Annotated in this window: 15 protein-coding genes; 9 read left to right on the forward strand and 6 right to left on the reverse strand. The window is 51.2% G+C overall.

The annotated features are described in order from the left end of the window. Nucleotides 1-13 precede the first annotated feature (13 nt). The 3 genes from hrpA to ABNT34_RS12765 all read right to left on the reverse strand — a co-directional run bounded on the left by hrpA (nucleotide 14) and on the right by ABNT34_RS12765 (nucleotide 5,516). Complete coding sequence (hrpA, locus tag ABNT34_RS12755) at nucleotides 14-3,898, reverse strand: ATP-dependent RNA helicase HrpA (protein WP_348732203.1); 3,885 nt, start codon at nucleotides 3,896-3,898, stop codon at nucleotides 14-16. 86 nt (nucleotides 3,899-3,984) lie between these two features. Continuing rightward, nucleotides 3,985-4,404 (reverse strand): CBS domain-containing protein, encoded by a 420-nt coding sequence (locus ABNT34_RS12760; protein ID WP_348732205.1) that lies wholly within the window; start codon nucleotides 4,402-4,404, stop codon nucleotides 3,985-3,987. A 95-nt stretch (nucleotides 4,405-4,499) separates the two neighbouring features. Then, nucleotides 4,500-5,516, reverse strand: coding sequence for an isoaspartyl peptidase/L-asparaginase (locus ABNT34_RS12765; protein ID WP_348732207.1), 1,017 nt, complete (start codon nucleotides 5,514-5,516; stop codon nucleotides 4,500-4,502). 160 nt (nucleotides 5,517-5,676) lie between these two features. Here ABNT34_RS12765 and ABNT34_RS12770 point away from each other — a divergent pair, with 160 nt between their 5' ends. Next, nucleotides 5,677-5,916: a DUF465 domain-containing protein gene (locus tag ABNT34_RS12770; RefSeq protein ID WP_348732209.1), complete on the forward strand. Its 240-nt coding sequence runs from the start codon at nucleotides 5,677-5,679 to the stop codon at nucleotides 5,914-5,916. Nucleotides 5,917-5,944: 28 nt separating this feature from the next. Here ABNT34_RS12770 and ABNT34_RS12775 read toward each other — a convergent pair whose 3' ends face one another. After that, nucleotides 5,945-6,853 (reverse strand): endonuclease, encoded by a 909-nt coding sequence (locus ABNT34_RS12775; protein ID WP_348732211.1) that lies wholly within the window; start codon nucleotides 6,851-6,853, stop codon nucleotides 5,945-5,947. Nucleotides 6,854-7,025: 172 nt separating this feature from the next. Between ABNT34_RS12775 and sbcB the strand changes: the two genes are divergently transcribed. The 5 genes from sbcB to ABNT34_RS12800 all read left to right on the forward strand — a co-directional run bounded on the left by sbcB (nucleotide 7,026) and on the right by ABNT34_RS12800 (nucleotide 12,992). Continuing rightward, nucleotides 7,026-8,459, forward strand: a complete 1,434-nt coding sequence (gene sbcB, locus ABNT34_RS12780) for an exodeoxyribonuclease I (protein ID WP_348732213.1) — start codon at nucleotides 7,026-7,028, stop codon at nucleotides 8,457-8,459. A gap of 212 nt (nucleotides 8,460-8,671) precedes the next feature. Beyond that, a complete protein-coding gene (locus ABNT34_RS12785; RefSeq protein ID WP_348732215.1) occupies nucleotides 8,672-9,523 on the forward strand; it encodes a hypothetical protein in 852 nt (283 codons plus the stop codon). 187 nt (nucleotides 9,524-9,710) lie between these two features. Continuing rightward, nucleotides 9,711-10,574, forward strand: coding sequence for an HprK-related kinase A (locus tag ABNT34_RS12790; protein ID WP_348732217.1), 864 nt, complete (start codon nucleotides 9,711-9,713; stop codon nucleotides 10,572-10,574). Continuing rightward, complete coding sequence (locus tag ABNT34_RS12795; protein ID WP_348732219.1) at nucleotides 10,564-11,670, forward strand: nucleotidyltransferase family protein; 1,107 nt, start codon at nucleotides 10,564-10,566, stop codon at nucleotides 11,668-11,670. The genes ABNT34_RS12790 and ABNT34_RS12795 overlap by 11 nt, the downstream gene beginning before the upstream one ends. Further along, nucleotides 11,667-12,992 carry a hypothetical protein gene (locus tag ABNT34_RS12800; RefSeq protein WP_348732221.1) on the forward strand — a complete coding sequence of 442 codons (1,326 nt, stop codon included), beginning with the start codon at nucleotides 11,667-11,669 and terminating at the stop codon, nucleotides 12,990-12,992. The genes ABNT34_RS12795 and ABNT34_RS12800 overlap by 4 nt, the downstream gene beginning before the upstream one ends. An 88-nt stretch (nucleotides 12,993-13,080) precedes the next feature. Here ABNT34_RS12800 and ABNT34_RS12805 read toward each other — a convergent pair whose 3' ends face one another. Next, nucleotides 13,081-13,401, reverse strand: coding sequence for a YebG family protein (locus tag ABNT34_RS12805; RefSeq protein WP_348732223.1), 321 nt, complete (start codon nucleotides 13,399-13,401; stop codon nucleotides 13,081-13,083). Between the two features lie 149 nt (nucleotides 13,402-13,550). Here ABNT34_RS12805 and ABNT34_RS12810 point away from each other — a divergent pair, with 149 nt between their 5' ends. From ABNT34_RS12810 to ABNT34_RS12820, 3 genes are all read left to right on the forward strand, one after another. After that, nucleotides 13,551-14,801, forward strand: a complete 1,251-nt coding sequence (locus ABNT34_RS12810; RefSeq protein WP_348732225.1) for an anti-phage deoxyguanosine triphosphatase — start codon at nucleotides 13,551-13,553, stop codon at nucleotides 14,799-14,801. Further along, the gene (locus ABNT34_RS12815; protein WP_348732227.1) at nucleotides 14,798-15,850 is read left to right on the forward strand and encodes a patatin-like phospholipase family protein; all 1,053 of its coding nucleotides are present in this window, start codon (nucleotides 14,798-14,800) and stop codon (nucleotides 15,848-15,850) included. Before ABNT34_RS12810 ends, ABNT34_RS12815 begins: the two co-directional genes overlap by 4 nt. A 112-nt stretch (nucleotides 15,851-15,962) precedes the next feature. Beyond that, nucleotides 15,963-18,281, forward strand: a complete 2,319-nt coding sequence (locus ABNT34_RS12820; RefSeq protein ID WP_348732229.1) for a TonB-dependent receptor — start codon at nucleotides 15,963-15,965, stop codon at nucleotides 18,279-18,281. A gap of 64 nt (nucleotides 18,282-18,345) precedes the next feature. Here the strand turns inward: ABNT34_RS12820 and ABNT34_RS12825 are convergent, their stop codons facing one another. Then, entirely contained in the window at nucleotides 18,346-21,474 is a 3,129-nt protein-coding gene (locus tag ABNT34_RS12825) for an efflux RND transporter permease subunit (protein WP_348732231.1), read from the reverse strand.

Raw genomic sequence — 21,474 nt, forward strand, 5'->3', positions numbered from 1 at the left:
ACCGACAAGCAAGCTACCTGAGCTCCTGTACCGCCAGCAGCACCCGTTTGGCAGAGATTGGATATGGCGTACCCAGTTGCTGAGCAAATAATGAGACTTTTAATTCCTCCAGCATCCAGCGGATCTCCCGAACCGGCTCAGGCTGCACTTTACCGGCGTACTTGCCGAGTAGCTGCTGATACGCATCAGCAGCTTTTTGATATTCATGCATTTGCAGCCGATCACGCTGCGGATCTACCGGCAGTTTTTCCAATCGCTTCTGCAAGGCAAGCAAATATCGTTTGATATCGTCCAGCTTCCCTGCGCCAAATTCACTGACAAAACCTTTAAACAACATGGCATCCAGTTGTTGTTTGATATCGGCATTGGCATATGCCAGCGCCAGATCCATCCGGCCACGCAATTTTTTGCTGATGTCATGGCCAACAGTCAGAATTTGCTCCACCTGCAGCGCCACAGCAAGCACAGTATCACCAAGCTCGGCGCGAACCGAGTCACGCAGCTGCAAAAATTCCTGCTGATTGTGCGGCCATGATTGTTGGCTGATTAAGTGATCAATCCCTGCGGCGATACAGTCGTCAATCAGCTCCAGCACTTTGCCAAAGGGGTTAAAATACAGTCCCAGTTTGGCTTTGTTTGGCAAATGGTCTTGCAGATATTTCACCGGCGATGGCAGGTTCAATAGCATTAAACGACGTAAACCCAGGCGTGACTGCGCCGCCGCCTGCTCCGGGCTGTCCAGTAATTGAATAGCCACACTGTTTTTTTGGTCAACCAAAGCCGGGAAGGCTTTAATTTCATAGCCTGACTGGATACGGATATATTCGCGTGGCAACTCACCGAAGCTCCAGTCAGTCAGTTCCTGCTGTTCTATGCCCTTTTCGGCGACCTGACTTAAGGTTTCCTGTACCTGCCCCTGCAGCTTTAGTTTCAAAAGCGCCAGCGAGCGATGCTGCGCGATGACGGCACCTTTGTCGTCCGTGACTTTAAAGTTCATTTTTAAATGCGCCGGCAGCTCTGTCAGCTCCCAGGCGTCATCCGGAATAGTCACGCCACTCATTCGCTTCAGGCGCTGCGCCACTACTGCTAACAACGAGCCGTCGTCGGGCTGGATCGATTGCAATAAAGCGTCGGCATAATTTGGTGCCGGCACAAAATTACGTCGGTACATTTTAGGCAGGCATTTAATCAGCGCCACTAACAATTCATGGCGCAGCCCCGGAATAAGCCAGTCAAAGCCTTGTTCTTCCACCTGATTCAGCAGCGCCAACGGAATACACAAACTGACGCCATCGTCCGGCGCACCAGGCGAAAAATGGTATTCCAGTGGCAGACGCAAATTACCCTGACGCCAGAATTCCGGGTAACTGTCGTCGGTAATATGCCCGGCTTCGTGGCGCTTTAGCATCTCCGGGTCAAAATTCAGGTAGCTGGCGTCTTGTTGTTTCTGCTTTTTCCACCAGGTCTGGAAATCAATGCGGTTATTGGCGTGCACCGGTACTTTTTCGGCATAAAAAGCCACCAGCGTTTCTTCGTCGACCAGAATGTCACGCCGGCGGGATTTATCTTCCAAATCAGTGACCGCGTCAATCAGCCGGGCGTTGTGCGCCAGGAAAGGTTCATTTAAGCCAAGCTCCTGATTCACCAGCGCTTCGCGGATAAAAATTTTGTGGCACAGCTCCGGCTCGATTTTGCTGTATTGCACTGCGCGTTTGCCGACGATAATCAGCCCATACAAAGTCACCTGCTCAAAGGCGATGACTGCGCCGCGTTTTTTCTCCCAATGTGGTTCACTGTAGCTGCGGCTGACCAGATGCTGCGCCAGCGGTTCGACCCATTCAGGTTCAATTTTCGCGACGGTACGGGCGTACAACTTACTGGTCTCGACCAGCTCAGCGGTCATCACCCACTTGGGTTTACGTTTGAATAAATGACTGCCGGGGAACACATAAAACCGGCTTTGCCGCGCGCCGAGATAATCCGCTTCACTGTCTTTGCTGCCGATTTGGCCCAGTAAACCGGTCAGAATGGCGGTGTGGACCGACTGATAATCTGCTGCAGTGGTGTTTTTACTCAGGCCCAGTTCGTCGGCCACTTGGGACAGCTGCGCATACAAATCCTGCCATTCCCGCACACGCAGATAGTTTAGCAGTTCCTGTTTGCATAAACGGCGGAACTGATTATTACTCTGGCTGTCCTGCTGTTCCTGCAAGTAGCGCCAGAGTTTCAGCCAGCTGGCGAAGTCGGAATCTGGATCGGCAAAACGGCCATGGAGTTCGTCAGCTTTTTGTTTTTTGTCCAATGGCCGTTCACGCGGGTCCTGAATGGATAAGGCCGCGGTGATCACCAACAACTCATCCAAAGCATTGCGTTCGGCTGCAGCCAGCACCATTCGGGCTAAGCGTGGGTCTATCGGCAAACGGCTTAATTGCCGGCCTAAAGTCGTCAGCTGTAAGCCAGCTTTACGTTCAGTTTTCAGCGCCCCCAATTCATCCAGCAAACGAACGCCGTCGTTAATAAACCGGCTGTCCGGCTTTTGCAAAAACGGGAATTGCTGAATGTCACCCAGGCCCAGCGCCAGCATTTGCAAAATGACCGAGGCTAAATTGGTACGTAAAATCTCCGGATCGGTAAAAGCATCACGGTTATTAAAATCATCTTCGCTGTACAGACGAATACAGATACCGGCCGCGACCCGGCCACAGCGGCCTTTACGCTGATTGGCGCTGGCCTGGCTGATAGCTTCAATCGGTAATTGCTGCACTTTCGACCGATAGCTATAACGCGAAATACGCGCCGTGCCGGGGTCTATTACATATCGGATGCCCGGCACTGTTAATGAAGTTTCGGCCACGTTGGTCGACAACACAATGCGCCGGCCAGGATGGCTCTGAAAAATGCGGTTTTGCTCGGCAGCACTTAAGCGCGCGTACAACGGCAGGATTTCGGTATGTGGCAGTTTCAGTTTTTCCAGCGCATCGGCCGTATCACGAATTTCCCGTTCACCGTTTAAGAAAATCAGAATGTCGCCCGGCGGTTCGCGATATAGCTCTTCCACCGCATCAAAAATCGCCTGTAACTGGTCGGCGTCTTTGTCTTCATTTTCACTGGCGGCCCGGTAACGCACTTCAACAGGATAAGTGCGGCCTGAGACTTCCAGCATCGGTGCGTTAGAGAAATGGCGGGAAAAGCGTTCGGGATCAATGGTTGCTGAAGTAATAATCAGTTTCAGATCCGGTCTTTTGGGCAGAATTTGCTTAAAATAACCGAGTAAAAAGTCAATGTTGAGGCTACGCTCGTGTGCCTCATCGATGATGATAGTGTCGTATTGATTGAGAAACTTATCCTGCTGAATTTCAGCCAGCAGAATACCGTCGGTCATCAGTTTAACCAGCGTAATGGCGCCGGTATGGTCGCCGAAGCGCACTTTGTAACCGACCTGCTGCCCAAGCGGTACAGAAAGCTCATCGGCAAGACGCTGACCGACACTACGCGCTGCCAGCCGCCGTGGCTGGGTATGGCCAATCAGGCCAGCGACACCACGGCCCAGTTCTAAACAAATCTTCGGAATTTGGGTGGTTTTACCCGAACCGGTCTCGCCGGCGATAATCACTACCTGATGGGCCGCAATGGCGGCTTTAATATCGTCTTTACGGCCCACCACCGGTAATTCGCCCGGATAAGTGATCCGCGGCATCGCCTGTGCGCGCTGTTGGCGGATGGATTGAGATGCCAGAATGTCGGCCTGCAGTTGCAGCTGTTTTTTCTGATCAGGTTTTGCCTGCAGGTCGCGGCAGAGCCGGCGCAGACGGAATTGATCTTTAAGCAAACAAAAAGTCACTGCATCCTGTAAAGCACGCAGTGGTAACAATTCAACAGCAGACGATAAATCAGACAAAACACAGCCCCCACAACAACAAGGCGGCTATGCTAGCACAAAGAATAAGGAGCCGGCAGCGCCGGCGCTTCGGGAAATCGCAGCAGTCAGCTGACTTTGCGATAGTGAGAATGTAATTCCTGATCAATGGCCCGCAGCACGTCAGTCCGGCTAATCACGCCCTGCAACACACCATTGTCATCGACCACCGGATAAATTTTTGGTTTGGCCCCTAACATCAGCTGGGCAAGCTCAATAATGCCGCTGTGCATGTGCACGGTCAGCACATCTTTGCGCATCAGATCACGCACATAAGCAAGGCCTTCGTCATGGTAAGAGCTTAATAACATCCGGGCCAGACAATCCTGCTCCGATAAAAACCCCACCACTTTGTGGTTGGCATCGACTACGGGCCCACCTAACTGTGCCACGTCGGTCAAACGGTCCACTGCAGCTTCCAGTGTCATATCCTGATTAAAAGTCACCGGATGGTGGTTCATATGATCAGACACTTTTAATAAGTTCATGCATTTCCTCCAGATTTTACACCCTGAAATAGCAGGAACCCACAGGCTCCTTCACCCAAGCTTAGTGCAAAATCGGCGGCTTGCTTTGCTGCAGATCAATCTTTAAAAATGGCAACTTCAGCTGCTTTGCCTTGCTGACGTTTGGCGCGATACATGCCCTCTGAATTTAAGTGCCAACTCAGACCGCCTTTGTTATCGACCACAATCACACCGCCAAGGCCGCCGACAGTTTTCAGTTCCTGCATCACTTCATCCGCTGCAACTGACGCCGATTTACCCTGATAACGTACGCGGGCGCAGATATCACCGGCGACCTGATAACGAATAAAAAACTCACCATGGCCAGTCGCCGACACCGCGCAGCTTTGATTGTCGGCAAAAGTACCGGCTCCAATCAGCGGCGCATCACCAATCCGGCCATAGCGTTTTGCGGTCATACCGCCGGTTGACGTTGCAGCAGCCAATAGCCCTTGTTGATCAATGGCGACGGCACCGACAGTACCAACATTCCACTCCAGCGGAAAAGCCGGGCTTAAACGCAGCTGTGCCTGATGTGGGGTTTTGCTTAAAGCTTTTAGTGCTTTTTGCAACGCCTGATAGCGGAATTCCGTATCAAAATAGTTATTTTTCACCAGCTCCAATTGCTGCTCTTTGGCAAACAGCTCCGCGCCTTGTCCTGCCAATAACACATGTTCAGAACGCTCCATCACGGCACGGGCCAGCTTAATCGGGTTTTTCACTGTGGTAACACCGGCTACTGCACCCGCTCCTCTGTTATCGCCGCGCATAATCGCCGCATCCAGCTCGTGTTTACCGTCGTATGTGTACACAGCGCCTTTGCCGGCATTAAACAACGGCGAATCTTCCAGGATCACCACGGCAGCGCTCACCGCATCCAGACTGCTACCGCCATTCGCCAGCACTTGATAACCGCTATCCACCGCATGTTTTAGCGTCGTTTCATAAGCTTGTTGTTGTACCGGCGTCATACTGTCGCGTGAAATAGTACCGGCACCACCGTGGATCACAATGCCAAATGGCACAGGCGCGGCCTTAGCCTGTGACAAAAAGAGAAGATTTAACGCAACAACCACAGCTAATTGCAGTTTCATAAGTAAGGGCTCCGTTGAATTTTAAACCTACGATACGTCAGTACGCCCCGCTGTGACCAGCGTGTGGGACCAAATCACCATAGCTTGCGCCAGATCAAAAGCAGAGTGCCCAAGCCTGATTAGGATGTCGTCAGTTTATTCGTCACAGAAGGAAGATGGCATGAGCCTGGAAAAACATGATTTAGTCCACGAATTCCCTGAGTATCGCGAGAAAATTCACCAGTTGAAAACCAGTGACCACCATTTTGCACGCCTGTTTGCGCAATATCATGATATTGACCATGAAGTGTACCGGCTGGAGCAAGGCGCCGAAACCGCTGCATCTGACTATCTGGAAGAGCGCAAAAAATTGCGTCTGCAGTTAAAAGACCAACTTTATCAGAGCCTGTTACAAGCATAAGCTTTGGTTTTTAAGCACACAGCAGCCATCAGCGCTGCTGTGTTTGACAATTCCCGGCTAACTGAAATCCGGCCGCCTCTGCCGCCTGCACATTGGCAAACTCTCGCTGATTTGCTGCTTTGATCAGCGCATAACCACTGCAATGGCTGAAACGATACTTTTTGCTGTTTTTATTGCCACGCACCGGCGATTGGCTGGTTATGGTTTTTGCTTTGGGCTCGGGTGGCAGGCCAGCCGCAGTGCTATTCAGCGTTGTCTGATGCGACAGATAACCCGGGTACCAGCGCTTGTTGCCGCTGACAAATTCGTTCTGATGCCCCATTTGTTGAGCAGTGCGGCGCATTAACGCAAGTTCCCTGTCGTCAACCGGGTCTTGCTGATGCCAGCGCAGGAACAACTGTTGTTCTGCAGCAGATAACTGCAACTGATAACGATCCGCCATATAAAAATAGATACGGGCAATATCGCCACGGATCTCAGGGCGAGGCTGTGCTAACTGGCGTTTAAAATCGATGCGTACCGGACAGGCACCATGTTGTGGTGGTGTATCCGGTAATTCAGCAAAACGAAAATGCGCCCTGTCGCCATTCACTTCACCCAAAGCCGGTCTTAAATTAAATAAATCGGCTTCCATACGACGAAATGTCTGGTCCTGGTCGCCGCATTGTTCACGACCACCTTGTTGCCAGCATGCCCTGCCCGAACCGAATTGCTGCGCTGGCACTACATGCTCCCACTCAACCCGTTGTGCCCGTGGGCCATTTTTGCGCACCTGATAACCACAACTGCGCAAATCAAGTTGACCTTTGCCGCCGACCCAACGGATCGGGCAATTGCAGTAAAAATCAGTCGGCTCGTCACTATAAATCTTTTGCGCGATGCGCTTGGCGACATCAAAATCAGCCGGCGCGGCCTGAACAACAAAAGGAAATACCATCAGGGAAAACATGCAGAAAAGTCGGACAAATAGCACAAACAACCTCACAACTTATGTTTGATGCCTACAGCGGCGAGGCGCCAGCATAGCAGAAAGTTAGCGCTTCTTAAGCCTGCGCCTTTGACTTATACTGCGGCTTTTTGTGACCCGTAGATAGCAAAAGGAAGCTGGATTGAGCGCTGCATCTTTTTATTTTTATGATCTTGAAACTTGGGGCGCTGACCCGAAAAAAGACCGCATTGCCCAATTTGCCGGTGTCAGAACCGATCTGGAGTTGCAGGCCACAGCACCGGCGGATATGGCTTACTGCCAGTTAGCGCCGGACTATTTACCAGCGCCTGAAGCTGTGCTCATCACCGGTATCACCCCGCAAAAATGCCAGCAGCATGGTCTGCGCGAAGTCGATTTTATCCGGCAGTTGCACCAAAAACTGGCAGAACCCGGCACTTGTGTAGTTGGCTATAACAACATCCGCTTCGACGACGAAATGGTGCGCCACAGTTTATTTCGCAATTATATCGATCCCTATGCGCGCGAATGGCAAAACGGCAATAGCCGATGGGATCTGATTGATGTCGTCAGAGCCTGCTATGCGCTGCGCCCTGAAGGCATTCAATGGCCTTTGCGGGATGACGGCAGCCCGAGTTTCCGGCTGGAAGATTTATCCAAAGCCAATCAGATAGAACATCTGCAGGCGCATGACGCCAGCAGCGATGTGTATGCCACTATTGCGCTTGCAGGGTTAATCCGAAAAGCACAGCCGAGGTTGTTTGACTATCTGTACCAGCACCGGCAGAAAAACCAGCTCAGTGCGCTGATTGATGTTGCCGGACTCACGCCGTTAACCCATGTCTCTTCGCGGTTCCCGGCCATCCAGGGCTGTTGTAGCTGGATTGTACCTATCGCTTATCATCCGACCAATAAAAACGCGGTGATTTGTTTTAATCTGCAGCAGGACCCGAGTTTTCTGTTGTCTCTGGATGCAACAGAGTTACGCCGCCGACTATACGCCAAAGCCAGCGATTTGGCTGAAGACGAGGTGCGGCCGGCCATTAAATTGGTGCATCTGAACAAATGCCCGGTGCTCGCGCCTGCCAAAACACTATCAGCTGAACGTGCATCAGAGCTTGGAATTAACAGAGCGGACTGTCTGCGTCATCTGGAAATTTTGCGAAATCATAAAGCGGTGGTAAGTGCACTGTTGCTGGAAATATACCAGCAGTCAGAACCGGCTCAAACCACACACAACCCGGACTTCAGCCTGTATCAGGGCTTTATCTCCGACCATGACCGGCGACTAATACCGCAAGTCCATCAGTTATCACCACAACAACTGGCTGTTGCGCCTCCGGTATTTCAGGACGACAGATTAAATCAGCTGATGTTCCGTTTTCGCGCGCGCAATTATCCGGAATCACTAACTCATACCGAACTGGCGCAGTGGCAACGCTACTGCAAAGATCAACTGCAGTTTGGTGTCGAGCAACCCGCGAGAACATTAGACGATTTTGTTTTACAGCTGGAGTCCTGTGCTGAGCTTAAGCAAGACGATGCCAAAGCAATGGGATTACTCAAACAATTATTCAGTTATATCAGTAACATTTAATACTGCTGATTGTTCTCAATCAGCAGTGGTCAGGCAATTTTTTGCCGTGTAGAATACACACTGTTACGAATGTAAAATAATACATGTCAGAATTCTTTACGGTTAGCGAACCGGCCTTTCTGGCGCAGCTGATTATTTTAATAGAAACAACAACTTGCAATTGTGGCAGGCTTTTTGCTAATCACAAATGAATCGGATTTCGAGGTATTACGATGAATCAGCAGAACGAAGCTCAACAAGCTCAAATGGATCAGCAGCCTGAGCGCAGTGCGCAAAAAGCATTATCGCGCCGCAAGTTTTTGTTACAGGCTAGCGCAGTTTCTGTCCCGGCAGTGTTATCACTGAAAAGCGGCAAGGCTTGGGGATGTGTCGAATTAAACTGCACCCCTGGTGAGACAAGCCTGAGTAACTCGGGTTCTGCTGTTGCATCTGCAACATCTGAAACCAGCAAGACCAGTTATCAGCGGCCACAATGGTCTAGTGTCTCTCAAATCATCTCTGCTTTTAACGCAGACTTTGAAGACTGGTTGTTGTCAACTTACTGGACGACGCTTTGTACTGTTGAATCTAAGCGCCAGTCAGGTAAGAACTATTACCGTTACACTAAGCTTTCGTGTGATATGTACAGTTTCAACAGCTGGTGGAATCAGGTTAAGAAAGGTTCATCTGCTGTGGTTGTCACTAACAGCCCAACCTCTACTCTTGCCTCTAACAAGCAGTGGGTAACAACAGCACCAGTTAACTACAACAAAAACAGCTCACGGATGCCAGCAAACCACAGCAGCGTATTAGTGAAAGGTGACACTGACGCTTCTAAATTGTGTCCAGGCATGGTTGGCAAAGTCGGTGCAATCCTCAAGGGTGCAGAATGCGCTGAAAAATATGCAATGGCTGCAATCATTGGTGCGATCTGGGAACGTCACCCAGAATATACTTCTCGCTACGGTAGTGACAAATGTTTCCCTGAACCGCAGGAATTAATTAACGCCTACTGGACTGCCAAGTCTGAAGGCCGACTGAAAGACCTGCATAGCCTGTTCAAGTTGTATATGTCTCCGCTCTGATTTTGAAATCAGTTCCGCACTACGTAAAAGCACTACTCGGGTTCGAGCCAGAATCCGTTAGTGCTTTGGTTGTTTTTGATTGTCTGGACAACACCGACAAAATCATTTTTAATCGCTGGAACCACACCACGGATGTTAAAACAGCCGACGCGGCTATTCCGTCAGGAGAGACAGAGTCAACTTTGATATGACCAGATCATTCGCGCTCGAACTTGCTCCATTTAAATTTCTAATCAACACCAGCTCAAGCCACTTATATCACCAGCTCAGCGAACTCTATTCCCCGGAGATCCTGAACAGCAATGCGCTGAACTCTATTTATGACTTTAAGGTCAGTTATAAAAGCCGGAGCTGGCAACCCGGCGGTAGTATGGCATTTCAACTCGGCAATCAGCATTTCCGCTATGCGGACCCGGCGCAGGCAGTGCCGATGTTCGAATGGGGTCTGAACTGGTGTGTAGCCACCTACCAAAGCCGGTTTCTGTGTATTCATGCAGCAGTGTTAGAGAAAAACGGTGCTGCAGTGATCCTGCCAGCGCCACCCGGCTCAGGTAAAAGCACGCTTTGCGCCATGATGATGCTACAAGGCTGGCGGTTATTGTCCGACGAACATTGTATGGTAGACCCACTGAGTGGTGACATTGTGCCTTGCGTACGCCCGCTCAGTTTGAAAAACAACTCATTAGCCGTTATTAACCGCTTGTTTCCGGACGTTCAGCTGTATCAAAAAACTGAAAAAACCCATAAAGGCACCATGGCCTATCTGCAACCGACAGCCAACAGCTGGCAACAGCGTGAAGTTTCAGCACGCCCGCGATTGGTGATTTTTCCCAAATTTAATGCTGCAGCGCAAGGACTGTCTGGGTACGCCTTAACACAGTCGCATTTGTTTATGCAGTTAGCGGTCAACAGCTTCAACTATAGCGTGATGGGACAAACAGGCTTTGACACCTTGTGTCGGCTTAGCAGTGCTGTGGAAGGTTATTGCTTTGAATATAACGATGGTCAGCTGGCAATTGATGAGATTGAGGCACTGTTAAATGAAGAGTGAATGTATTGCCTTTGTCCGTGCCCCTGAGCATTACTGCCAAAACGCTACGACACAACAGTGGACAGCTTTTATTGATGAAGCCAGGCAATATGCATTGTTGGGAAGTTGTTATTTTCTAGCCCGTGATCACGACGTCTGGTCGCGGATCCCTGCTGCAGTGCAAAATCACATAGTCTCTGGTTATCATTACGCGGAAAAGCAAAAAATCACTTTGCTTAACGAGTTGATTGAGCTGGAAAAAGTCTTCGCCGACTCAGCTATTCCGGCATTACTGGTAAAAGGCGTAGCTTATCGGGTCGATGGTTATGCCCTCGCGCGTGGCCGGGTATTCTCCGATATCGATTTGTTAGTACCGGACAGCCATTTTGCGCAAGCGCTGGAAAAACTAAAAAACGCAGGTTACCTTGAATTTAGTATGTCGGCTTATGACCGGCGTTATTACTTGCGCTGGACGCACCAACATCCGCCGCTGACTCATTTCCTCAGAGGCGCCAATATCGATTTACACCACCATATTTTTCCAGTGTCGTCCCGCGAGAACATTAGAGTTGAGCCTATCATCGAACAAGCGGTTCGGCTAACTGATAGCGCGTTTTCGGTGCCATCCCCTGCTCATCTGTTTATGCATGCTTCCGTCCATTTGTTTTATCAGGATGAAACTCACAAACTGGTGAAAGATTTGGTCGATTTATATCTGTTGTATCAAGAGGTGATAACGCGGCAACCTTTCAGTGACCTTGTCACTGCGGCACAACAATCCAATGCGCAGGCTGCAGTTTTTTATGCGCTGTCAACCTTACAACAGGTTTTTGCGATCCAATTGCCTGCTGAAGCCGGGGAGCTTGCTCCGGCAGCAAGCCGCTACCGGAGCTGGCAAATGCAGTTCTTATTAACACATCTGTTGGACCATACCAGCGTCTGGCATCGCCCTGCGCACTTTTTTTGGTTTGTGCGCGGCCATTTATTAAAAATGGGGCCTCTGACGTTGCTGTATCATTCAGCTGCCAAATCCATAGAACAAATCAAAGAGCGCCGCGAGCTCAGTAAAAAACAACAGCTGGCGGATGCGCAGACCAGACCCGGAGACGCACATTGAACTTAAACACCTCATTCCGTGCCATTTTGGTGCTTTGCAGTGCGCTGTTCCTGACACAGTGCGTCGCTCCAGCCATGTTATTGGCACCACAAGGCCAGCTCATGTGGGCGTTACTCAAGCCGATGGTGGGTCTTGATCCAAAAGAAGCCAATTTATTTAAGCAACCGTTGATACAATCACGGCTGGAGCCTTTACTTGGCAGCCATTACGCCGGTGCAGTCCAGTTATTGGAGACCGCTGACAAAATACAGCAGGAAGGCCCGCTGTTTTATGTTGTGTCTAAATACACACCAGTGCCAGAGCTGGCGGAAAAAGCTGGTTTTGTCTGGAACTCTGAAACCAACCAAATGGCTGTTTTACTGGTAAGCGGTGGCGCCCCACAAATTTTTGCCGAAAAACTCAATAGCGAAATCGCTGAGCAAGTACCAGCCTGGCCGGCCGAGCTCAGCGATTACACAGATCCGACTAAATTAAAACAACAGGCACTCGAGCGAGCAAAACAACAAATCACTGACACTGTGCCGGTACCAGCAGCTATAGCGCCGGTTGCAGCCAAAGTGGAGCAGCTGAAAAACCTGAAACAGCAAACCGAAACTCAGATACAACAAACACAACAGGCAGTTGCGGCGCAAGTATTGTCCCCGGTACATCAGGTGAAAGACCAGCTTGAGCAACAAGTCGGGCAAGTAAAAGAACAAGCCAAAGCGACTGTGGCACAACCGGTAAAAGCAGCACAGCAACAAGTGCAGCAATTACAACAACAAAACGAGTCGGCGCTGCAACAACCCATCAAACAGCTGCAGCAGCAAAGCGAACAACAACTGCAACAGACCAAAGATCAAGTGAAGCAGCTGCTCCCATCTGCAGAACCAGCGGCCGTTAGCTCCGAGATTAAAAACGCTGTGCTGCCGGTCACGACAGACCATGCAGCAGCACAGGCTGCATTGACTTCACAAGTTTCTGCCAGTATTAGCGGTGCTGGCGCTGTTACCACAGACGTAAAAGAAGTCGCAACAGCCGCGCAACAGCAAAAGCAAAGCGCAGCGGCAAAACTGTCGGAAATAGCCACGCTAACGGAAGCCGCCGCCACTACACAAACAACGAGCGACAACGCTCCGGATGACGACTTAGCTGCAGAACTGGCAGCCGAACAACAAAGCCTTGCAAGCAGTCCTGGCCTGAAAGTTCTGCAACTCCAACAAGATATTGCAGCAACCAGCCGTAAGTTGAGCCAAACCGATAATGCTGCTGAAACGTTGGCGCTGAAACACAAATTACAACAGCTACAGGACGAGCTTAAGCGGCTGACATCAGGCAAGTGAGTAGAAGCAGGCTAGTCGCAAGTGCCTAATCTCATCAGTCGACTATCAAGCGCTTAAGCCCAGGCGACGAGCCACAAGCACTGGCGGCTCAGGCCGCCTCGGCTAACTCAGCAACAGGCTCGGCCTCATCTGTACTCTGCTCTGGCTCAACGCCCTGCTCCTCTTTCGATTTTTTTACCGCTTTCGTCTTGCCCTGTAACGCCAGCAACAATTCATCTTTTTGCTGTGCCAGATATAACGATAAAGCTTCAGTCTGGGCTTCGCCGAGTAAGTCACTGCGGCCGATAATCTCTTGCATCATTTCCGCAAGGTCGAGCATTTTGTCATAAGCATCCGCTTGCTGTTTGCTGGCAAAAGTCATCTTGGCTTCTCCATCACGTTCTACTACGTATTGAATGACAACTGGCATGATTAGCTCCTGAAGGTGAATCATTTCTCATCTACTGTTATTTTATACAGCATACACTGTATGCATGTCCAGCTATTTTTACCATTAGAGCAATGTCGCAGTTATCCAACAATTTCAGTAAGATAGGGAAATCAGCACAGGAGAAGTATATGGACATCTGGACCGCACGACATTTATCCAGTCAGGGCGAAAGACCGGGCGACCATCGTTCACCCTATCAACGCGATAAAGCCCGCATTCTGCATAGTGCAGCCTTTCGTCGCCTGCAGGCAAAAACTCAGATTATGAGCATCGGTCAAAACGATTTTTACCGCACCCGCCTGACACACTCGCTGGAAGCAGCCCAAATCGGCACCGCTTTAGTGGCTCAGTTACGTACGAAAGTCTTGCTGCCCGCAGTATCTGCTGATTTGTTACCTGACGAAGCGCTAATGGAATCGCTTTGCCTCGCCCATGATTTAGGACATCCGCCTTATGGCCACGGCGGCGAGACGGCGCTTAACGATAAAATGCGCGCTTTTGGTGGTTTTGAAGGCAATGGCCAGACGTTTCGTATCGTCGGAAAATTGGAACCTTATACCGAAAGCGGTGGTATGGATTTGTGCCGGCGCACGCTGCTCGGCCTGCTGAAGTATCCGGTGTTGCAACCGGAAGTCATGCCAGAGGGGCTCTGCAAGCCAATCAAAGCCATTTACCGCGAAGACGCTGCATTGCTGGACTGGGTGTTAGCACCTCTGTCTGGTGCCGATCGGGAGATTTTTCAGCGTCAGATAAACGCCGGCAATGTACCGCGCTCCTGCTACAAGTCGCTGGATGCATCCATTATGGAGCTGGCTGATGATATCGCCTACGGTGTGCATGACCTTGAAGATGCCGTGGTCACCGGCACCGTCAGTGCTGAGCAATGGCAACAGACACTGCAGGATGCGGCCCTCGATAACGCAGATCTGACTTTCCTGCGGCTCATCGGCACCCAACTGTTTCGCAGCGAACACCATATTCGTAAAACGGCTATTGGCAGTCTGGTAAACCGGCTGATCACTTCGATACAGCTTGCCGATGTGCTGCCTGAAGTGACTGAGCCACTGCTGCGCTACAACGCAGTATTGCCACAGGCCGAACATCAAATGCTACAGCTGTTAAAAAACTTCATTTATCACTATGTGATCCGACATCCGGAATTGCAGCAAAACGAATTTCGCGGTCAGCGCACAGTGCAGGCATTGTTTGACGCCTTCGCGGCAGAACCGGAACGGTTGTTGCCAGCCAACACCCGTCAGCGTTGGCGTTTATTGGCGGCGCAACAACGTGGCGAACGCGTGGTCTGCGACTATATCGCCGGCATGACCGACGAATACGCCAGCCGGATGATGCAGCGTTTATACGGAGGCATCAGTTGACGCACCCTCGACTGCAATTATTCGCCGGCGCCAACGCTTATGCCCGGATCCAGCGCGACGGTTTACGTGCACAGGACATCGACATGCTGGTCGGCGCCAGCGGTGGTCCCAAGTGGTTTAGTCTGTTTGGCCTGGACCAATACCTGCTCAGCACATTCTTTAAAGACCGCCAGCAACCGTTGGAATTATTGGGAAGCTCTGCCGGCGCCTGGCGTTTTGCCTGTTATGCGCAACATGATGGTGCTGACGCCTCCCGGCGCTTTTGTGATGCTTACCGCACTTTGTGTTATCCGGCCAAAGCGCCAACCAGCGAAGTAACCGCCATTTCCAAAACTGTATTGGATGCAGTTTTCCCCAATGCGACGCATGTGACGCAAGTGGTCAGTAATGCGACCTTTCGCCTGAATTTTATCGTGGCGCAGAAAAAAGGCCGGCCTTTGACGCAAAGCCGGTTTGGTCAGCTTGGTCAAATCAGTGGCACAGCGGCACTGAATCTGCTGCATCGCCCCTGGCTTGGCCGGTTTTACCAGCGTGTACTGTTTGCGCAAAAAGACAGTAGCGTGACAGCGCCGGTGGACCTGCCGACAGTCCGCCAGGTGCTGACCAGCGCGAACCTGCAAACTGCGCTGCTGGCTTCAGGTTCTATTCCGTTGGTGCTGGACCCGGTGACTGAAATTGCCGGCATGCTCCCGGGCCAATTTATCGATGGCGGCCTGACCGATTACCACTTCGCCTGGCCATTTCAGACATCAGGCCTGGTGTTGTTCCCGCACTTTTATCCACACGCAAGTCCAGGCTGGTTTGATAAATCACTGCCATGGCGCCGGGCCAAAGCCAAAGATTTTCAGCAGGTCGCGATGCTATGCCCGACACCTGAATGGGTGGCCAGCCTGCCGTTTGGCAAAATTCCGGACCGGACCGACTTTAGTAAACTCCCCGACCCGGTCCGTATCGCTTATTGGCAGGAAGTCACCGAGCGTTCGTTTGAACTGGCCGAGGACCTGGCCCAAGGCAACTTTTTGCTTCGGCCATTTGGCGAAAAAAACTAGCATTGTCGTAATTCCGTCACAACGAAGTCGCAGTTTTGTCACTGTGACTTCACACCAACGTCATTGAAGCTGCAGAGAATATCCGCGATTTTATAACAATACGGAGAATATCGTGCAGTTTCGCAAATCACTGATCAGCCTGGCTTTGACCAGCACCTTTTTTACCACGGGCCCTAGTTTTGCCTTAGCAGAAACCAGCGCCGCAGCAGATGCCAGCGCTGAAGCCGCTATCGAAAAAATCGCCGTCACTGGCCAACGCATTGCTTACGCCAATAACAGTACCGATGAAGCTATGCTGGACACGGTTTCGCCAGCCGGCAACGTGCTGGATGCCATTAAATATCTGCCAGGCGTCAGTGTTGGCCAGGGCGATGCTTTTGGTGCAGATGACTGGTCCACAACCATCTCGATGCGCGGTTTTAACGTCAATTTGAACGAACAACAGCTCGGTATCACTATTGATGGCCTGCCAAACGGTGGTTCAGCTTATGGCGGCGGCAGCAAAGCCAACCGCTATTTAGATACTGAAAACACTGCATCGGTTGAAGTGGCACAAGGCACTGCTGATATCGCGTCGGCGTCTTTAGATGCGCTCGGCGGCACGCTGAACTTTGTCTCAGCAGCACCGGAAGCTGAAGCCGGCGTACGTGCTGGTTTTACCGGCGGCGACCACAACGCACGTAAATATTACACCCGTTATGACACGGGCCAGCTGTTTGGCAACACCACGGCCTATTTCAGCTTGTCAGACGGCTTTAACAACCGCTGGATTGGCACTGGCAGCAATGGTTTTGCCGAGCGCACGCATTTTGAAGCCAAGTCAGTGACTGAACTCGAACACAGTAAAATCACTGCGCGTTTCTCCTATGACGACACGGCAGAAGACAACTACAACACCGTCTCGCTGGCTGATTTTGAACAAAACCCGACCTGGGACCGCCTGACCAGCCAATGGACCGGCGATCCTGAGATTGATCAGAATTTCGCCGAAACCTGGTCGACACTGCGCGAAAACAGTTTCAGTTACGTGAAATGGGAGCAGGAACTGGCCGATGAAACTGATTTAACCGTCACGCCTTACCTGCATTTACAAAGTGGTCGCGGCGACTGGCTGCCACCTTATCAGGTGTATGTCACAGACAAAGACGGCAAACGGGTGAACCGCGGTACCGGCAATGGCCAGCTGCAACGTTACACTCACGTCGATGCGCAGGGCCGGCCTATTCTGGACCCGAAAGCTGATGTATCCAAAGCCACCCGTGTCGCGTCATACCGTCATACTCATTATGAAAAAGACCGCGCCGGCCTCACTTCTGAACTGAAAATGCAGCTGGACAACCATCAGCTGCGCGCCGGGATTTGGTATGAACAACAGGACCGTAATGAAAGCCGTGACTGGCACCAGGTACTGGATACCAAAATCTATCATTATTTCAATGAAACACCTTATTGGGTGCATTACGACCGCGACTACAGCACAGACACGCTGAAACTGTTTGCTCAGGATACGATTGAGCTGGGTGATTTAACGCTGACTGCCGGTGTGAAACAGTTTTATGTCGACGTTGAGCGTCAGGACAACATCATCACCAGCAATGCCGGCGATTTATCCAGCGACTCAGATCCGTTGTGGTCGGCTGGCGCTGTGTACCGTCTGACCGATGAGCTGGAAGCCTTTGCCGGTTTTAGCCAGAACTTTAAAGCCATTGGTGATGCCATTCTGGAAACCAGCCAGGATTTCAGCAAACTTGAAGCTGAAACGGCTGACAACATCGATTTTGGTCTGCGCTATAACGCCGACAATCTGTCGTTAAACCTGACTCTGTACAGCACCACCTTTGACAACCGTATCACCTTCCTGCAGCCAGGTGCCAATCAGGGCGCTCCCGATTACCTGAACGAGCTTGATGGCACCTACATCAACGTCGGTGGCATCGATGCCAAAGGCGTTGAAACCAGCCTGAACTGGCAGCTGAACGACGTCTGGTCATTATATGGTGCCCTGACATTAAACGACGCTGTGTATAACCAAACCATCAATGGTTCCATCAAAGAAGGCAATCAGACGGTGAAGAACCCACGCGGCATCTTCAAGGATGACCAGGTGGCCGGCGCACCGGAAACTATTGTGACCCTATCCGCGCGTTTTACTACAGATAAATACAATGGCGCTCTGACTGCCCGTCATACTGCGGAATATTACGGCGCGGCAATGGGTGGTAACAAAGATGAGCTGCCAGCCTCTACCGTGCTGGATTTGTCTTTAGGCTACCAGAAGACGCTGAGTCAGGACGCGATGTTCCAATATGTGGACTTATCACTGCTGGTGAACAATCTGACCGACGAGGAATATCTGTCTGGTGGTCAGGAAGGCGCTTATTACATCGGCGCTGGCCGCACGGCGAGCTTCACAGTAAGCCTCGGTTTCTAACAAGTCAGTCATCACCAAATAATAAGGGCGCCATTTGGCGCCCTTATTTTTAGCGAAGCCTTCTTTACGAAGCCGGTGTTTCCACTGTGGTATGGGTTGCAGTGGCTTTTTTACCTTTAAAACGCGCTTTGATCCGGCGTTTCATTGTTTCCAGGCTGTCGTAGAAGGTTGGCACCACTAACAACGTCAGAATAGTGGAAGTGATGGTGCCGCCAATGACCGCGATGCCCAGCGGACGGTAGAAACCAGAGCCCTCGCCAACGCCAATAGCAACTGGCAACATACCGGCGACCAGCGCAAAAGTAGTCATCAGAATAGGACGCAGCCGTTCCCGTCCTGCAGCGATCAGCGATTCTTCCAGTGACAAACCTTCCAGCTGCTCCTTTTTACGTGCGCAATCGACCAGCAGAATGGCGTTTTTCGCCACAATGCCCATCAGCATCACCACGCCAATCAGGCTCATCAGGTTCAGTGTTGAGTTACCGATTAATAGCGCCAGCACCACACCAATCAACGACAGCGGCAAGGACATCATAATAGCCACCGGTGCCATGAAACTGTGGAACTGCACAACTAAAATCAAATACATCAGCACGACGGCAAGACCCAGAGCGCCAAAGATTTTCCCGAATACTTCCTGCTGATCCCGCCCTTCGCCACCAACGACTAAATCATATCCCGGTGGGAAGTCGATTTGTTTAGCCAGCTTCATCGCATCGGCAAAGACTTCACCGAAACTGCGGCCCTGTACGTTGGCAGTTACTGCCATCATGGTTTCGCGATCTAAGTGTTCAATCAGTGCCGGGCCTTTGCCCAAAGTTACTGTCGCGACCTGCTCGAGCGGCACTAAAGCACCGGTTTTACTGGATAACAATGGTAATTGTTCCAGATCGGCTACAGTCGCCCGCTCCTCCGGCCGCACCCGGACAAAGACGTTACGGGTTTCACCGGTCGGATCGACCCAGTCGCCAATTTCCGCACCTGCGAAGGCCAGCCGCATGGCATTGGCGGCATCGCTCATCGACAAACCAACACTGGCGGCCAGGCCACGGTCAAATTCAACCTGCAGCTCAGGTTTTGGGTCCTGCGCTGACAAACCTACATCCACTGCACCCGGTACTTTTTTCAGTTTCTCGACGAAATCCATCACAATGCCTTCCAGCACGCGGGTTTCCGGTCCACGGAACTGAATTTGCAACGGTTTACCATCACCACCACCGCCACCGTTTAAGTCGGCCGACACGGTAATTTCAGCCCCAACCAGCGCCTTGATTTTGCCACGCACTTCTTCTGCCACTTGTTTGGCACTGCGATTGCGGTCTTTCTCCGGCACTAACCGCACAAACACCTGAGCCCGGGTAATATTGCCCTGTACACCTATGGTGGTCTGGGTATAACGATGTTCCGGCAGCACCTGAGTGATTTCAGCCACCTGCGCCGCTTTGGCTTTGGTGTATTCGATACTGGCCTCACTTGGCGCCCGGATAGACACAATAAAGGCGCCGTTATCGGTGTCCGGCATAAAACCTGAGCCACCAAACTTACCTTGTAAAAACAAAGCGCCGAAGAAACTTAAAAATGCCAGCGACCACATCGACTTGCGGTGTTTCAGCGCCCAGCCAATCAGCCGTGAATAACGTTCCGCCTGATGATCAAACCAAATGTTGAACTTCTGGAATACTTTACCCAGGCCCCTGCGTTGTTTGTTTTTGTCGTGATCCGGGTCATGCCAGTAAGCCGACATCATCGGGTCGATAGTAAAAGAGATAAACAACGACACTAATACCGAACAGGCCACCGTCAGACCAAAGGGCTTAAACCATTGGCCGGTAATGCCGTCCAGAAAGGCGATTGGAATAAATACGGCCACAATCGACATGGTCGTTGCGATAACCGCCATACCAATCTCGCGGGTACCGTCACGGGCTGCGGTCATATTGTCTTTGCCCATTTCCATATGGCGCACGATGTTTTCCCGCACCACAATCGCATCGTCAATCAGCACGCCGATCGCCAGTGACAACCCCAGTAACGACATAAAGTTCAGCGTAAAACCACAAGCCCAAACTGCGATAAAAGACGCTAACACAGACGTTGGCAGCGCCAACGAGGTGATCAACGTCGAGCGCCAGGAGTTCAGGAACACAAACACCACTACTATTGTCAGCAGCGCACCTAAACCTAGTGCTTCAGTGACGTTACGCATACTGGCTGCAACGTCTTCACCCTGATCTGACACAATCACCAGCTCAGCTTCTTTTGGCAGGGTTTTCTGAATTTCTTCCAGTTTGGCTTTGATATCATCAGTGACAGAAATGGTTGATGCTTCGCGGGCTTTGGTAATATCGATACCCAAAGCTTTTTTGCCATTGAAATAGGATAAACGCCGTTGCTCAGCCCCACCGTCCACAATGTCCGCAACCTGGCCTAAGCGGATCGCCTGGTCGCCATTTTGCTTGACCACCATCTGTTCAAATTCAGTGACGTCCTTCAGCCGGCCCTGTAAGCGAATGCTTTGTTCTTCCAGCCCATTGACCACACGACCCACTGGTGCTGCCAGGTTTTGTGCGCGTAGTGCTGCTACTACTTCCTGTGCCGACACTTTGGCTTCACGCATCGCATGGCTATTGAGGAACACTGTCATTTCGCGTTCCAGTTCACCTTCGAGTTCAACCAGCGCAACACCCGGCACCGAGCGTAACTGCCGGCCAATCTGAATTTCTGCCAGACGGGATAACTCCAGCGGCGTTAACACATCAGATGACAAGGCCAGCGACATCACCGGTTGCGCGTTTGGATCGGCGCGGTTGATAAATGGCTCTTTCATCTCCGTCGGCAGCTTGTCACGCACCGTTGAAATACTGTCGCGTAACTCCTGCGCTGCAGCGGTTAAGTCTTTATCAAAATCAAAGAACACGACGATAGTCGCGCTCGATTCCCGTGCGTAAGAGCGGATATCACGGATGCCCTGAATGGTCGACATCGAGTCTTCGACCCGGTTTAAAATTTCCCGCTCGACCGTTTCCGGCGATGCGCCCGGATAAGGCACATTGACCACCAGTACCGGCGGTTGCACGTCCGGGAACTGGTTAGTTTTCAGGTTAGTCAGGGCAAAATAACCAAATAACATTAAAGCGATGGTCACGACCACCACGACCAGTGGCCGTTTAATACTAAAATCGGACAGGATCAT

It is taken from the genome of Rheinheimera texasensis, assembly GCF_964031785.1.
Lineage (GTDB): Bacteria > Pseudomonadota > Gammaproteobacteria > Enterobacterales > Alteromonadaceae > Pararheinheimera > Pararheinheimera texasensis_A.

Coding starts and splice junctions, on each gene's coding strand:
- ABNT34_RS12825 (WP_348732231.1), bottom strand. CDS start 21,474: ATGATCCTGTCCGATTTTAGTATTAAACGGCCACTGGTCGTGGTGGTC.
- ABNT34_RS12775 (WP_348732211.1), bottom strand. CDS start 6,853: ATGGTATTTCCTTTTGTTGTTCAGGCCGCGCCGGCTGATTTTGATGTC.
- ABNT34_RS12765 (WP_348732207.1), bottom strand. CDS start 5,516: ATGAAACTGCAATTAGCTGTGGTTGTTGCGTTAAATCTTCTCTTTTTG.
- ABNT34_RS12770 (WP_348732209.1), top strand. CDS start 5,677: ATGAGCCTGGAAAAACATGATTTAGTCCACGAATTCCCTGAGTATCGC.
- ABNT34_RS12795 (WP_348732219.1), top strand. CDS start 10,564: ATGAAGAGTGAATGTATTGCCTTTGTCCGTGCCCCTGAGCATTACTGC.
- ABNT34_RS12785 (WP_348732215.1), top strand. CDS start 8,672: ATGAATCAGCAGAACGAAGCTCAACAAGCTCAAATGGATCAGCAGCCT.
- ABNT34_RS12810 (WP_348732225.1), top strand. CDS start 13,551: ATGGACATCTGGACCGCACGACATTTATCCAGTCAGGGCGAAAGACCG.
- ABNT34_RS12805 (WP_348732223.1), bottom strand. CDS start 13,401: ATGCCAGTTGTCATTCAATACGTAGTAGAACGTGATGGAGAAGCCAAG.
- ABNT34_RS12760 (WP_348732205.1), bottom strand. CDS start 4,404: ATGAACTTATTAAAAGTGTCTGATCATATGAACCACCATCCGGTGACT.
- ABNT34_RS12790 (WP_348732217.1), top strand. CDS start 9,711: ATGACCAGATCATTCGCGCTCGAACTTGCTCCATTTAAATTTCTAATC.